Here is a 15,239-nt window from a genome sequence, read left to right as displayed (position 1 = left end):
CAACTTGTTGCGAGTCCAGCGGCCGCAGGCCGCGTTGTTTAAGGCGCTTGTTAGGCATTTCTGGTGCCGAGACTTTTTTCAATTTCTATAAGCTTCCTGCCTAGTTCTGGAGAAAGTACTGATGGGTTTTGCTCAACAACCAAGCGCGCTATTACTCCATGTGTTTTATTTGGTTCGGAATTCAACCTTTCAGCAATTTCCGATAATCGATCTTTTATTACAAGTAGGGCCCGCAGCGAATACACATCAAGATCGTTTCGTTCAGTAATTTTCTGAATCTCTGCACGGCATTCTTCTAGTTCAAATATGTCGATGTTCATATGAGAGCCTAACTATAAGCGCACGCGCGCGAACATGGGTGAGCGTCGCCGCGGCAGCAGGCCGCAAAGTGCCGCGCTTTGTTAGCCGAAAGACCGAAACATAATGACTCACAGTAAAAAAACAACTGCTTAATATTCATGGCGTTTATCGTTTTGCTTGCATGAAAGCTCAAACAGATATTTTTTATCATTTACATGACCAAGCTGTTTCATTACTAAATCAGGAATGAATGCTTTTTCTATGTCATTTATTTTGCACGAGTTCTGCTTTGCAAAAGTATCTATCTCATTAGAATTAAAACCATCCACCTTTTTCAACACTACTGCGACACCAGGGTCAACACAGCAGCCTATATATTCAGCGAGATATTCATGATCCAACGCGACTAACTTTGCGCCAAATATTTCTATCTCTTTTTTTGGAAAGTAGAAATGATGATAATCACCTTGAAAATTAGCCTTTTCAGCTATGACACCCTCTTTCTTTAGTATTTTCAGAGAATCAAGATTCTCCATCGATTCTTCGATAGTTTCTGGCGAGGTCTCAAGCAATTTTTTTACTACTAATGCAGGTTCTGCATTTAAAAAGAACGACTGCATCAGAAAGACGAAAACGAACTGGTACTTCATAAGAATCTCTCTGTGCGCCCTCTGGGTAGCTAACGCCTTGCTAACCGGCGGATGTGACTTTGTAAATGTGTGGCAGAGTTTTGCGAAGCAAAACCACACATTTGCAAAGGCGCAGCCGTCCAGTGAACGTAGTGAACGGGGTTGAGCAACTTGTTAAGAGTTTTTCTCTGACTCATATACTACACCGACAAAGTAACCAAAAAGCCAAGATAGCGCACCAATTACTATCGCAAACACAGGGAATACAATAAATATTAAGGCTGAAGTAGACCCCGCTGTTTTTGTGCCGTCTATATCGAAGTACCAAAGTATATGATAGTAGAGACTATAACCAGCGCTGCCCAATAGGTAGAAATAAGCTGCAAAAATCTTTTGTGTTAGTTTTGCTTTAGCGGCTGATTTAAAAATGAAAAATGCCAAATAAATTGGTAAAGCTGTCCATATGATTAAAGGATTGAAAAGAATACCTTCTAGAAAGTAGAGGCATATTATTAATGCCATTGTAAAAAATGTGAATATTTTACTTTGCATCTAGAGCCTCGATAACTCTTAACAATTTCATAGAAGGCGAAGTGCCCGCAAGACGAACATTTTTCGGCCTTCTTTCATGATTTTTACTCATGCCAAACTAGCGCTTATGTAACTCTATTTCAACATTTTTTTCTTAAATCACTAAAATTATGGCCGACAAAATCTATACAGAAGCTATGCAAGTTGGTGGATTTTTTACTCATACCGAACCACTGTTTATTTAAACAGCTATTCGGGTGTAAAAAATGGCCTCACCTTTTTTAGATTACGTTAGGGAGTTTATGGTGTCGCGGCGTTATGCCAAACGCACTGTTGACACCTATGTGTATTGGATCAGGTTTTATATTTTGTTTCACCATAAACGCCACCCGAATCAGTTGTCGGATGCCGAGGTAGAGCAATTTTTGTCTTACCTTGCCAATCAACGGACTGTAGCCGTCAAAACTCAGGCTACCGCTTTGAATGCACTGAGTTTTTTATATCGCCATATTATTTTACGTCCGCTGTCGCTAAACCTTAATTTTAATAAGGCGCGCGTGCCACAAAAACTCCCTGTGGTTCTTACCCGCATTGAGGTTCAGCAGCTGCTGGCTTTAATTGAGCCCAAATACAAACTACTGGCACAGCTAATGTATGGCAGTGGTTTGCGCCTGATGGAGGCGGTAAGGTTGCGGGTGAAAGATATAGATTTTGATTATTTATCTGTGATGGTCTGGCAAGGCAAAGGCAATAAAAACCGTAGGGTTACGCTGGCTCCGGAGCTGGTCCCCACTTTAAAGTTACAGATCGAGCATGTGCAACAATATTTTCAGGTAGATTTGCATAACCCGGCATATGCCGGTGTCTGGTTACCTTTTGCATTAGCGCGCAAATATCCGGCCGCGCCAAAAGAAATCGGTTGGCACTATTTATTTCCGTCTGGTGTTCTTAGCCAGGATCCTGAATCAAAGTTGATACGCCGGCATCATTTAGACGAAACCACAGTACGGCGGGCGATAAAAGTGGCAGCTCAAAGGGCAAAAATTCAGAAGAATGTGACCTGCCATACTTTGCGCCATTCGTTCGCTACACATCTGTTGGAAGCAGGAGTAGACATCCGCACAGTGCAGGAACAACTTGGGCATAATGATGTAAAAACCACCCAAATTTATACCCATGTGCTGCAACGTGGTGGCAATGCAGTAAAAAGCCCTTTGTCGTTATTGTTGCAGTCTTAAACTTTATCTAGCCAAGCTTACAGAGCGCCATCAGCTGCCAAAAAATCCCCCCCGTTTAGCGAGCAGTTGTTTTGGCCGGTTTTGAGGTTTTAAGACGCCAACTGCTTGAGACGGCTGACGCTAGCAGCCGTCGCCCCGTGATTCTAAAAAGCAGGCTGCGTCTCAAAAGCGAGTCAAAACAACGGGCTTTCGAGCGATCCCGGGGGCGTTTTTTGCGTCACTTTTTGTCGATACAAAAAGTGACTCGCCCGCGGAGGCGAGTCTCCGCTGTCACAGCACCATCAGCTGCAAGCTGAAAATAAAAGATGCTGCATCAACTTGAACAGCTGCAATAATGCAGTCGCATGCACGTTACCAAAGCTACAAGTTATTCTTCAGCAACAGAGCTTAGTTGCAGCATTAACAACAGATGCGGAGCTGCCGCTCAAGCAGAAGCGCCTGCCGCCATCACGGCTACCCGATCCCGCCCCTGCAGTTTTGCCTGATATAACGCCTTATCAGCCCGGTGGAATACAGTGGCGTAATCTTCGCCGGCTTGCCATTCAGTCACGCCAAAACTGGCGGTGAGATATTGATCCTGAGTAAAAGCGGCCTGGCGTAATTGCCGGGCAATACGTTCGGCAATCAGCTGACTGAGCGCCAGCGGGGTGTCGGGCAGCACCACCACAAATTCGTCGCCACCATAACGGGCCAGCAAATCAGACGGCCTTAAACATTGTTGTGCGGTTTGACACACCAATAACAGCGCCTGATCGCCCAGCTGATGGCCGTATAAATCGTTGATATTTTTAAAATGGTCCACATCAAACACCATCAGCGACAACGGCTGCTGCACCCTTTGTGCCCGTGCTATGGCAATGCTGGCTTGTTGTTCCAGCCATTCGCGGTTGGCCACCCGGGTTACTTTGTCGGTAAAGGCCATGCGGCGTAATCTGGTGTTGTCTTCAATTAAAGTGGGCAGTGCCATGGCAACTAAGGTGTTGGCGGCAATCACGTTAATCGCAAACTGATACACCATGACAAACTCAAATAAATCAAATACATGCACCCAAAAGGCAATTAAAAAGCTCGAGAGCGCCAGGTTCAGCACATTCAGCCGGGCACTTTCAGTGCAGGCCAGCCACATTTGTGGGATCACCAGAAAAAAGATGGCAAAAGCACTGTTGTCGGTATGGAATAACTGCGCCAGCATCATGGCACAGGTGAGCAGCAACAAATTCAGCAGCATTTTGGCAAATAAGGGCCTGCTCCACTGAATTTTTTGCAGGTCCAGCATGTCGTGCAAACGGCGCAGTGCACTGCGGTGAAACATACTAAGCAGCATAATAAAAAACGGCGCCAGCACTATTACACCGGCCATATCGCCTATCCAGAACGGCAGCCAGGTGCTCAGCACGGCATCGGCCGGCAACATCTGACACCATACCAATTGGGTGATCACAGCCGCAGCTGCAGCTAAAGAACTGAGCGCGGCAATCAGCAGAAAAATAATAATAAGCTTAGGTAAGTGACGTTGCCCCTGCTGTAACAACAGCCGCAGCAGCCAGGCGCCCAGGCCATAAGGCAACAAGTGCGCCACGGCAAATAACATACCGGCGCGGATAGACTCGCCCCCGTCCAGCGGCAATTGATAATGCTGCACAGTCCACAGTGTCATCAGCACAGCACCGATGCTGAGTGCAGGCACAGCGGCCAGACCAAATAACAACAAAGCAGCAAAACTTAAGCCTGAAGCCGGAAACCAGACACTGGCATGTTCGGTATACTCCACCAGCCGGCCAAGCTGCCACACCAATAACCACAGCAACAGTAACAACAATTGCAGGCTGATTTTTGCCAGCCAGTGGTCCTGCCTCAGCCAGTCGAGCCAGGGCGCCGTGCTGCTTTGATGTGATAACAGTGGAAAATTGCTCATGGGGCGGTACTACCTGCAATCCGGGGTTAAATAGCCAGGCTTTAACCCTTATCTGCTGCCTGAAACTGATTTCACCAGCATATCAGCTCAAATGCCGTTGGCGAGTACTTTTTATTGCCTGCAAACAACACAGCAGACAGGCCCGCAAGTGGCAGGCTTAAAGATTATCCGGCAGTTTGAGTTTTTCAAACATAATGCCGGCCAGGGTGCGGTTATTCACCTCCAGCTTGCGCAAAATGGCGGAAACATGTTGTTTGACAGTGGTTTCTTGCACATTCATTTCATAGGCAATTTGTTTATTCAGCAGACCATCGGCAATCATTTTTAACACCCGAAATTGCTGTGGTGTCAGTTGCTCCAGCGCACTGGCAAATTGCTGATCAATTAAATCGGGCGCTTGCGAAACAGATGCACCAAGCTCGGCTGGCAACCAACGCTCACCTGCCAGTACAGCAGTCACAGCTTCGGACAACACTTCCAGCGGTGCAGATTTTGGTAAATAAGCGGCGGCGCCTAATTGCAGCGCCTGTTTAATCACAGCGGGTTCTTCAATGGCCGACACCATCAACACGCTGATATCGGGGTATTCGGTGCGAAGTGCGGTTAAAGCAGCAAAACCTTCGGCGTCTGGCAGCTTTAAATCCAGTAAAATCAGTTGGGTATCGGGGTAAGAACGAAGTAAAGGCCAAAGCTGCGCCATGCTGTGCGCCTGAAACAGCTCCGCCTGCGGGCCTAAAATAGCCTGCAGCGCCTGCGACAGCGCAACACGAAATAACGGGTGGTCATCGGCAATAATGGCAATCATATAAAACCGTAGTTAACACAAGCAGAAGTCGATGATGAACCGGGGCGAACGCCCCGGCAACATCTTTTCGCATCAGAACCGATAACCAACAGTCAGACTGACAGTTCTTGGGTCGTTGTAATAAGCGGTAATGGTTTGCTCACCGGCCAGCAGCGGGAAGTTATAACCGGCAATACGCACTTGTTTATTGCCTAAGTTACGGCCCTGCAGCGACACATCCCAATGACCATCCGGTGCATACCAGGTAGCGCCTGCGTTTAACAGCGTATAACCGCCACTATCGAGCACTGAAGGCAATTCAAAAATCTGCGTTTCACTGCGCTGTGCCAGGTTGGCGTTAAACACCAGCTCACCGCCCATCATAGCGACGGTATATTTTGTACCTAAAGTAGCAGTGAGCTCTGGTGTATTGGCAAAAGACCACAAATTCGACACGTCGGTACTGGTTTTACTGGCCGCATCATAAAAAATGACTTCATTAAATTTGGCGTCGGTATAACCCACAATCAGGTTAAATTGCAGCGCATCGGTGGCAACGGCAGTGGCTTCCAGTTCAATACCGTTAATGTCGGCACTGGCGGCATTTAATACCTGAGAGGCCACGTTATTGCCCACAGCACGTTGTACTGTAACCTGCATATCGTCATAAGCAGCGGCAAATACCGCAGCGTTTAAGCGCAGCCGGCGCTCGAGCCATTCGCTCTTAATACCCAGCTCAAAGGTATCCACAGTTTCCGGCTGATAAGGCTCGTCGGCACTTGGGTTGAGTGACTTCACAGCGCGCATATCAAAACCACCGGATTTAAAACCGTCGGTGTAGCTGCCGTAGACCATCAGATCATCATTGGCCTGATATTCAAAACCAACACGGGGTGAAAAATGGTTAAAGCTGGCGCTTTTCTCAAAGTTGGTTTGTACCTGTAATGGTGGATTCGCGGCTGGCACCCGTGGCAGTTTGTAACCCAGATACATATAACGGTATACCTGAGCGTCTTTGTCATCTTCGGTATAACGGCCACCTAAGGTGAATGACCACTGGTCATCATACTGATAGGTACCCTGGGCATAAGCAGCCATAGAGTCGGTGTCCACACAACCACCGTTTTCCACTGTGACACCGGCGCCCGCCACTATCACAGTGCCAAAAGCACCACAGGCTTCGCCGTTAAACTTATACAAACCAGAGGCAAACTTCAGTTTGTTGCTGTTATACAAAAACTGCAGTTCATGTGAAGTTTGTTCATCTTCATAAAAAGCCGGTACGTCTAAAGAGGGCAAACGGGTGGAGTCGAAGTCGATATTGGTATCGGTGACCCCTTCACGCCGTGCTGATACGGCTTTGATAGTCCAGTCGTTATTGACATCCCAGGCCATAGTCAGCGACTGACCGCTGGTTTCTACCGAGTTATCAACCGGCATACTGGTGTTAGAGTCGTACACATTATCCGGAGGTGTTTCTTTAGTCAGCAGGCTTGGGGTTAAACGATGACCACCTTTACTGTTGGAATCATCCTGGGTTTCATCAGCGGCAAAACTAAAACGCAAGTTGTCAGCCGCCTGATACTGCAGGCTTAAACGGCCAGTGGTGATGTCTTTGTTGTAGTTTTCATCGCCGGTATTAAGGTAAGACCCAAAACCATCTCGGGTGAGCACGGCACCGGCCGCACCAATAAATAACTTGTCAGTGAGTGCCGTTTGGCCCGACAGTTTGACATCTTTTTGGCCATAGTTGCCGACAGTGCCGCGCACGGCAAATTCGTTGTCACCCGACAGCGCTTTGGTGACATATTTTACCGCACCACCTATGGTATTGCGGCCATATAAAGTGCCTTGCGGGCCGCGTAATACTTCAATGCGCTCGACATCATAAATATCTAAAGCTGCGCCCTGCGGCCGCGCCATATACACATCATCAATATAAATACCCACGCCAGGTTCAAAACCCCAGAGCGGGTCTTGCTGGCCAATACCGCGGATATAAGCGGTTAAAGTGCTGTTGGTACCGCGCGACACCTGCATTGTGGTGTTAGGCGAATATTGCTGCACTGTGGTGATATTTTCGATGCCACGTTGTTTTAAATCTTCAGCACCAATAGATGTGACAGCAACAGGCACCGACTGCAGGTTTTCTGCCGTGCGCCGTGCTGTGACCTGAATAACCTCCAGTGCGGCTTCTTCTTTTTTGGCGGCGTCATTGGTTTGTTGTTGGGCTGTGGCGGGTAATACAGCACCAAACAAAACACTACTGACGGCCAGCGCCAGCATATTGGGTTGGAAAAGACGGGTTGTTTTATTGTTATGAGCCATCTGGCTTCTCCTGCTGATCAATCGGTTATTTGTGTTTTAGTTTTTTCTACTCTAGGCCGATTTGACCAAATGTTAATCTGTACCTTAGTACTATAGAGATGTGATAACGGATAGATCAGACTGCAAAAAAAAACCGATAAGGATTTGTTTATGCTAAGTCTCCTGGGCTTGCTGACCGGCTTGCTGCTACTGATAGTGCTGACCATGCGTGGGGTGAACCTTTTTATTCTGGCGCCTTTGTGTGCCTTGCTGGTGGCTGTCACCAACGGCATTCCATTCTGGCAGCTTGCGGCAGCAACACCCGGATTAGCATCAGGCCAAAGCGACTTTGTGCACGGTTATATGAATGGTTTTGCATCTTTTGTCAGCAGCTGGTTCCTGATGTTTTTATTAGGCTCGCTGTTTGGCAAATTAATGGAACACACAGGCGCAGCGGATGCTGTAGCTTTGGCCATTATTAAAAAGCTCGGTAAAGGCCATGCGGTGGCCGCTGTGGTACTGGCCTGCGCTGTGCTGACTTACGGTGGTGTCAGTGTCTTTGTGGTGGCATTTTCCGCTTACCCTATGGCGGTGAGTTTATTTAAAGACGCCAATCTGCCACGGCGTTTTATTCCGGCCGCTTTGGGCCTGGGTTCAGTCACTTTTACCATGACCTCGGCCGGCTCACCGGAAATTCAGAACTGGATCCCAATCCAATATTTAAAAACCTCGCCTTATGCCGGCTGGGAAGTGAGTGTCGTGGTGGCGATTTTTATGGCAGCTTTGGGTTATGGCTTGCTGAAAAAAATGATCAATAAAGCGGTCACTCAGGGCGAATATTTTATTGGCCGCGACAGCGACCCTGTGGTGGGTGAGCGGGCTTTACCCCACCCGCTGCTGGGCATTATTCCGCTGTTGGTGGTGCTGGTGTTGTCGAATCTGCTGCACCACAGCCTGCAACAAGCAGCGCTGATTGTGGCACTGGCAGCCGGTGTACTCTGTTTATATCTGTTAAACCGCCGTTTTGTGCAGAACCTGGATAAAGCCTTAAACGACGGTGTCACCGGCGCTTTATTGGCCATAGGTAACACAGCTGCTGTGGTGGGTTTTGGCAGTGTAGCCAAACTCACTCCGGCCTTTGACCAAATAGTGCATGCCGTGGTGGCGCTGCCTGGGCCTGAGCTATTGGGCGCCGCAGTGGCGGTGAGTGTGATAGCAGGTGTGACAGGTTCGGCTTCGGGTGGCCAGGTGATAGCGCTGCCGGAAATAGCGCCCACTTATTTAGAGCGCGGTGTGGATGCAGAACAGCTGCACAGGGTGGTGGCCATTTCATCAGGTGCACTCGATTCTCTGCCGCATAACGGTTATGTGGTCACCACCATCCGTGCTATCTGTGGCGAAAGCCATCACAACGCTTATTGGCCTGTGGCTGTTGTTACAGTGCTGGTGCCGTTAGTCGGCACTTTACTGGCGATTTTATTGTTTCAGTGGATTTAATTTTTAACGCTGGCATTGGCCTGAGCTAAAGGAGTTGCAGATGCGTCTGTGGTCGGTTGTGGTTGTCTGTTGTTTTTTTGCGCTCCCCTCTTTGGCGCAGGCCGAATTATTAGTGAAAAAACAAAAGTTTGAGTTAAAAGAATTTCAAACCCAAAGTGGCAAAACTATTCAGCAGGTAAAAGTTGGCTGGGAAGCTTATGGCAAGCTCAACGCCGATAAATCCAATGTGATTTTAATTACCCATTATTTTTCCGGCACTTCCCATGCTGCCGGCAAATACCAGAGTACAGACGCAGCACCAGGTTATTGGGATGCCATTATTGGCCCAGGCAAAGCCATAGATACCAACAAGTTTTATGTCGTCAGCATGGATACGCTGGTGAATGCCAATGTAAAAGACCCCAATGTGATCACCACTGGCCCCGCCAGCATTAATCCGGCCACAGCAAAGCCTTATGGCCTGAGTTTTCCGGTAGTCACCATTGCCGATTTTGTTGAAGTACAAAAAGCCTTTTTAGAAAGCCAGGGCATCCACACCCTTTATGCGGTGATTGGCCCTTCGATGGGTTCTTTTCAGGCCATTGAATGGGCCAGCCGTTACCCGAATAAAGTGAAGCGTTTAATAGCCGCTATTGGCACAGCTTATATCGACAGCTGGAGTGCGGTGCGCCTCGAGCGCTGGGCCGAACCTATTAAAGCCGACCCCAACTGGCAACAAGGCAATTATTACGGCAAAGCAGCGCAGCCGACTGAAGGTTTAATTACCGCGCTGGCTTATATCACCCAGGATGCATCTAACCCAGTTGGTTTTAACCAAAAATACCCGGCCCCTGCCCTTGATAAAAATGCCCATCTGGATATTCAAAGTGATTTAACCGCCTGGCAGCAGCTGCGTCAGGCGGCCGCCGCACGCGCCACGCTACAGGATGCCAATCACATTTTGTATCTGGTGCGGGCATCGCAGTTATGGCGGGTGGGTATGGGCGACAACTGGCAACGGGCGATTGGCAAAATCAGCGCTAAAACCTTGTTTTTACCGGCCAGTGGCGATTTTTTATTAACACCAGAGATGTCGAAGAACAGCCAGCAACAGCTGCAACAGGCCGGTAATCCGGCACAACTGACTGAAATTCCGGGGCAGTGGGGGCATTTGGATGGGCTTTTGAATATTGCCAGCGTTGGCGACAAGATCAGTGCTTTTTTAAATGCGCCCACAAGTACTGAACACAAAAGCACTGAGCACAAAAATACTGAGCCCAAAAGCTCCCAGCCAAAGTAAACCGGATCCCTGGTGTTAAAGCGGGGTCAGGCCAATAAAGCTGCGGGATTTTAGTGTGCAGAACGCTATACTGTGCGGATGTGTGTTCACCCGGAACAGGTTATGCGCGGGATCCTGCTGCTCTGCTGTTGTATGTTTGTCTCGTCTGCCCAGGCTGCAGTTCCACTTCGTTTTTGTTTTGAAGACAAAGAGTTAGCTCCCTATTATTACGGCAATAGCGCTGAAGTGCGTCAACAAAACCCGGGCGCGACCATTGAACATGTGCAGCAACTGGTGGCAGCAGTGCCGGCACTTGAGCTGAAACTCATCCGCTTACCGTGGAAACGTTGTCTGGCATCTCTTGCCACAGGGGACGTTGATGCTGTGGTGGGTAGTTACAGTACAGAACGCGCCGAATTTGCCGTATTCCCATACCGTGATGGCCAACCCGATCCAACAAGGGCTTTTAATCTGCATCACACTTGTCTGGTCAGCCGGCAGGACGCCCCCTGGCAATGGACAGGCGAAGGTTTTAGCGGTATTGACCAGCTGGTGGTGGCGCGGCCTTTGGGTTATGCGCCATTAAAAAGCAAATTCCCGCAAAAATTTACCATGCACTACACCAGCTCCAGCGACATGGATTTGGATCTGCTGGAAAAAGGCCGCATCAATGCCATTACCAGGCTTTGTCAGATTGGCGATTTAAAAGTAAGCCCGGCACAAATCAGTTTGCGCGGCCTGAAAATTTTATACCCGCCTTTGTACGACAGCAGAGGTTATCTAATTTTCAGTCAGAAGTTTTATAAACAACATCAAAAGCTGGCAGAACTGCTGTGGCAGCAGCAAATTCAAAACAAAGGCACTGAAATTTACCGGCGTTATCTGGAGGAATAACAAACGTTTAGCGCAAATTTACCCTATTGACGCCCTGGCAAAACAAACCAAATCATCAATTTCCGGCCTGATGCCAATATACTCACCTATAGCGTGCTGGTGGTGACTGGGTGCCAGGCAGCTGATCTTCTCACCGTTTCCCACTTCCAGCTGATACAACATATGAGCGCCGCGAAAGGCGCGGCTGAGCACTTTGGCACGAAGTGGGCTTTGGTCGTCATGCAAAATATCGTCGGGGCGCACCAGTAAATCCACTGTTGTACCTGCAGTCAGATTTGTTGGCTCTGTCTGGCGAAACACCCCGAGGCAGGTTTGTACACTGCAGGAGTCCAGCATCTGGCCTGTCAGTAAATCGCCCTGACCAATAAAATCGGCAACAAATCTGTTGGCCGGCTGATGGTACAGCTGATAAGGCGTACCCCACTGCTGCAACATGCCATGTGCCATGACACCAATCCAGTCGGCCATGGCAAAAGCTTCGTGTTGGTCGTGCGTCACCATCACGGCAGTAATGCCCAGCTGATTTAAAATGGCACGGATATCTTTGGCCAGTGAATCCCGTAAATCGGCGTCCAGCCCGGAAAAAGGCTCATCCAGCAATAACAGCCTTGGCTCTGGTGCCAAAGCACGGGCTAATGCCACGCGCTGCTGCTGACCACCGGATAACTGATGAATAAAACGTTTGCCCATGCCTTCAAGGCCCACCAGCTGCAGCAGCTGCATCACCTTGGCCTGCTGCTGGGCCTTATTCTGCCGGTGCAAACCAAAACTGATGTTTTCCGCCACTGTTAAATGCGGGAACAAGGCATAATCCTGAAATACCACACCAACCTGGCGTTTTTCCGCTGGCAGCATCTGAGTCGCGCTGCTGACCAGTTGCCCATCCAGCAAAATCTCGCCCTGATGCACAGCTTCAAAACCGGCAATGGCTCTTAATAAACTGGTTTTACCTGAACCAGACGGGCCAACCAAACAGCCAATTTCACCGGCCGCCAGCCGAAATGACACATCTTTCACCACGGTAAAAGACTGATAAGCCACAGCAATTTGACTAAGTTCCAGCATCAGTGCCCCACAGAAGATTTTTTATCCAGCGCTCTGGTCAGCAGCAGCACAGGCCCAAGCCCCACCAGCACTATGGTGAGCGCCGGCAAAGCAGCGTCAGCCAGCCGCTCATCGGAAGCCAGTTCGTAACTTTTCACCGCCAGCGTATTAAAGTTAAAAGGCCTTAATAACAAAGTGGCCGGCAGCTCTTTGAGCACATCCACAAACACCAGCAATAAGGCCGTCAGCACCGCAGGACGCAATAAAGGCACATGCACCCGCCACAGCACCTGCAAAGGTGTAAGGCCTAGCGAACGGGCGGCCTGATCCATACTTGGTTTAATTTGCCCGAGGCCTGCTTCAATACCTTGCAAAGCCACCGCCAGAAAACGCACCGCATAAGCCAGCAGCAGCGCCACTACAGTGCCGGAAAACAATAAACCTGTGCGCACGCCAAAATATTGTTCGGCCAATAAATCGAGCTGATTATCAAAAAACGCCAGCGGCAACATCACGCCTATGGCTATCACTGTGCCCGGAATGGCATAACCCATAGCACTTAAGCGGATCAGCAGCTGTACCAGCCAGTGCCGGTTGAGCCTAAGGCCATAACAAAGCCAGGTAGCAAGCGCCACCAATAGCACTGCTGCAGCAAAAGCCAGACTAAAGCTGTGCCACAGCAGTTTGAGATAATCGCTGCTTAAAAGCGCAGCCCAATCCGCCAGCATGGCAAGCTGCAGCGCCGGAACAACAAAACCCAGCAGCAAAGGCAGCAGCGCCAGCAGTAACAACAGATAACCGCGAATGCCCCGCACCTGATGGGTTTTAATGTCACTATGGCTTTGACCTGTATAATAAAAATGCAGCTGACGGCGCGATGCCAGTTCCAGATAAATCAGCGCCAGCACTAAGGTACAAAGTAACGCCGACAACTGCGCCGCGCCTTGTTGTTGGCCCATGCCAAACCAGGTGCGGAAAATACCAGTGGTTAAAGTGGGCACACCAAAATATTGTACTGTGCCGTAGTCGGCAAAAGCTTCCATCATCGCAAGGGCTGTGCCGGTAATCAGCGCTGGCCTTGCCATAGGTAAAGTGACGCGGAAAAAATGCTGCCGTCTGCTAAAACCCAGGCTTAAGCTGGCTTCAGCCAGGCGCTCTGACTGACTGGCAAAAGCACTGCGTGCCAGCAAATAGACATAAGGGTAAAGCACCAGGGATAACAACAAGATAGCGCCGCCTAAAGAGCGCACCTGCGGAAAATAATAATCGCCGTAACGCCAACCAAAGAGATCACGCAGCAGGCTTTGCACAGGCCCGGCAAAATCCAGCAAACCTGTGTAGCTGTAGGCAATAATGTAAGCCGGCATCGCCATTGGCAATAACAACAGCCATTGCAGCAGATTACGGCCAGGGAAACGGAAAAATACAATCAGCCAGGCCAGACTGGTGCCCAGCAGCAAAGCACCTAAACCTACACCGGCCGCCAGCAATAACGAATTTTGCAGATAATCCGGCAGCACTGTGGCCAGCAAATGTTGCCACAAAGAAAGGTCGGGGCTTAACAAACTGCTAAAAACCACCAACAGCGGCATCAGCAGCAGCCCCACCACCAGCAACAACGGCAGCTGCCGCCAATGCAATTTAGTTAATGGCATCTGGGGCAGCCCGAAGATAACAGCAGAAGAAACAACAAGTTATTTCCAAGCTGTTTATTTCCAACCGGCCTGGTCCATCAGCTGTAAAGCTTTGGCGTTCAGTTCACCCAGTTTCACCAGCGGCAACTGTTCAGCTTTAAAGGTGCCAAAACCCTGTAATACCGGGCTCCAGGCCACGCCTTGCAGTACCGGATATTCGTGGTTTTTGCTGGCGTACCAGTTTTGCGCTTCCGGCAACACCATATATTCAATCAGTTGCTGAGCAGCGGCTTTGTTTGGTGCATGTTTGGCTACGCCAGCACCTGAAATATTGACATGGGCACCGCGGTCTTGCTGATTTGGCCATAACACTTTGACTGCTTTAGCAGCTGCGGCGTCTTTGGCATCATCAAACATACCGGCCAGATAATAAGTGTTGGCAATGGCAATATCACAAACACCGGCTGCTGCTGCTTTGATCTGGTCACGGTCACCGCCTGTTGGCGGCTGGGCAAAGTTCGCCACTAAACCTTTGGCAAATTCCACTGTTTTGGCTTCGCCGACACTGGCAATCATCGCCGCCAGCATCGACTGGTTGTAAATATTGTCGGAGGAGCGGATACAAATCCGGCCTTTAAATTCAGGCTTGGTCAGATCTTCAATGGTATGAATGCGGGCCGGATCCACTTTGCCAGGCACGTACATCACCGGACGGGCGCGCAAGGTTAAACCAAACCAGTGTTGCTGTGGGTCGCGCAGATGCGCCGGAATAGCTTTAGTTAACAACTCAGACTGAACCGGCTGTAACAAACCCTGGGTCTGGGCACGGTATAAACGGCCCACATCAGTGCTAATCAGTACATCAGCCGGGCTGTTGCGGCCTTCACTCGCCATCCGGCTGATCAGCTCATCAGGTTTGCCGGTAATGAGGTTCACTTTAATGCCGGTGTCGGCGCTGAATTTATCCAGCACGGGTTTAATCAGCTCTTCTTGTCTGGCTGAATACACATTCACTTCGGCCGCTTGTACAAAAGCTGCGACGCTGGAAAACAATAACACCATGAACTGACGTTTCATCCGTTGTTCCTTCTGCAATTGACTGGTGAAAACACCCGACAGCTGCTGCAGTGGCCCAAAGGCTGCAGCGGCGTGTTAAAAGAGCGCTAGTATAAACAAAAACGAGAACAGTTCTCAAAAACTTCGTCGCA

13 protein-coding genes are annotated in these 15,239 nt (G+C 49.3%); 4 read left to right on the top strand and 9 right to left on the bottom strand.

The features are described 5' to 3' along the window. Positions 1–50: 50 nt before the first annotated feature. From N3Z11_RS10185 to N3Z11_RS10175, 3 genes are all read right to left on the bottom strand, one after another. Entirely contained in the window at positions 51–320 is a 270-nt protein-coding gene (locus tag N3Z11_RS10185) for a hypothetical protein (RefSeq protein ID WP_260657070.1), read from the bottom strand. Between the two features lie 129 nt (positions 321–449). Further along, a complete protein-coding gene (locus N3Z11_RS10180; protein ID WP_260657069.1) occupies positions 450–950 on the bottom strand; it encodes a hypothetical protein in 501 nt (166 codons plus the stop codon). A gap of 153 nt (positions 951–1,103) precedes the next feature. Further along, positions 1,104–1,481: a hypothetical protein gene (locus tag N3Z11_RS10175; RefSeq protein ID WP_260657068.1), complete on the bottom strand. Its 378-nt coding sequence runs from the start codon at positions 1,479–1,481 to the stop codon at positions 1,104–1,106. 245 nt (positions 1,482–1,726) lie between these two features. Here N3Z11_RS10175 and N3Z11_RS10170 point away from each other — a divergent pair, with 245 nt between their 5' ends. After that, positions 1,727–2,698 carry an integron integrase gene (locus N3Z11_RS10170; protein ID WP_260657067.1) on the top strand — a complete coding sequence of 324 codons (972 nt, stop codon included), beginning with the start codon at positions 1,727–1,729 and terminating at the stop codon, positions 2,696–2,698. A 424-nt stretch (positions 2,699–3,122) separates the two neighbouring features. Here the strand turns inward: N3Z11_RS10170 and N3Z11_RS10165 are convergent, their stop codons facing one another. The 3 genes from N3Z11_RS10165 to N3Z11_RS10155 form a co-directional block, all read right to left on the bottom strand. Next, positions 3,123–4,613: a sensor domain-containing diguanylate cyclase gene (locus tag N3Z11_RS10165; protein WP_260657066.1), complete on the bottom strand. Its 1,491-nt coding sequence runs from the start codon at positions 4,611–4,613 to the stop codon at positions 3,123–3,125. 157 nt (positions 4,614–4,770) lie between these two features. Continuing rightward, positions 4,771–5,418 carry a response regulator transcription factor gene (locus N3Z11_RS10160; RefSeq protein WP_260657065.1) on the bottom strand — a complete coding sequence of 216 codons (648 nt, stop codon included), beginning with the start codon at positions 5,416–5,418 and terminating at the stop codon, positions 4,771–4,773. A gap of 72 nt (positions 5,419–5,490) precedes the next feature. After that, positions 5,491–7,725 (bottom strand): TonB-dependent receptor, encoded by a 2,235-nt coding sequence (locus N3Z11_RS10155; protein WP_260657064.1) that lies wholly within the window; start codon positions 7,723–7,725, stop codon positions 5,491–5,493. Positions 7,726–7,875: 150 nt separating this feature from the next. Here N3Z11_RS10155 and N3Z11_RS10150 point away from each other — a divergent pair, with 150 nt between their 5' ends. The 3 genes from N3Z11_RS10150 (at position 7,876) to N3Z11_RS10140 (ending at position 11,353) form a co-directional block, all read left to right on the top strand. Then, complete coding sequence (locus N3Z11_RS10150) at positions 7,876–9,201, top strand: GntP family permease (protein WP_260657063.1); 1,326 nt, start codon at positions 7,876–7,878, stop codon at positions 9,199–9,201. A 40-nt stretch (positions 9,202–9,241) separates the two neighbouring features. Further along, entirely contained in the window at positions 9,242–10,480 is a 1,239-nt protein-coding gene (locus N3Z11_RS10145) for a homoserine O-acetyltransferase (protein WP_260657062.1), read from the top strand. 102 nt (positions 10,481–10,582) lie between these two features. Then, a complete protein-coding gene (locus tag N3Z11_RS10140) occupies positions 10,583–11,353 on the top strand; it encodes a substrate-binding periplasmic protein (RefSeq protein ID WP_260657061.1) in 771 nt (256 codons plus the stop codon). A gap of 18 nt (positions 11,354–11,371) precedes the next feature. Here the strand turns inward: N3Z11_RS10140 and N3Z11_RS10135 are convergent, their stop codons facing one another. Genes N3Z11_RS10135 through N3Z11_RS10125 form a run of 3 tightly spaced genes read right to left on the bottom strand, consistent with a single transcriptional unit; the run spans position 11,372 to position 15,108 of the window. After that, positions 11,372–12,418, bottom strand: a complete 1,047-nt coding sequence (locus tag N3Z11_RS10135; RefSeq protein ID WP_260657060.1) for an ABC transporter ATP-binding protein — start codon at positions 12,416–12,418, stop codon at positions 11,372–11,374. After that, the gene (locus tag N3Z11_RS10130; protein WP_260657059.1) at positions 12,418–14,052 is read right to left on the bottom strand and encodes an ABC transporter permease; all 1,635 of its coding nucleotides are present in this window, start codon (positions 14,050–14,052) and stop codon (positions 12,418–12,420) included. Before N3Z11_RS10130 ends, N3Z11_RS10135 begins: the two co-directional genes overlap by 1 nt. Positions 14,053–14,106: 54 nt before the next feature. After that, positions 14,107–15,108, bottom strand: coding sequence for a Fe(3+) ABC transporter substrate-binding protein (locus tag N3Z11_RS10125; RefSeq protein WP_260657058.1), 1,002 nt, complete (start codon positions 15,106–15,108; stop codon positions 14,107–14,109). Positions 15,109–15,239: the final 131 nt, after the last annotated feature.

This window comes from Rheinheimera sp. 4Y26, assembly GCF_025245835.1.
In the GTDB taxonomy this organism is placed as follows: Bacteria; Pseudomonadota; Gammaproteobacteria; order Enterobacterales; family Alteromonadaceae; genus Pararheinheimera.
Note: the sequence above shows the minus strand (reverse complement) of the source record. Positions and strands in the feature narration are given on the sequence as shown.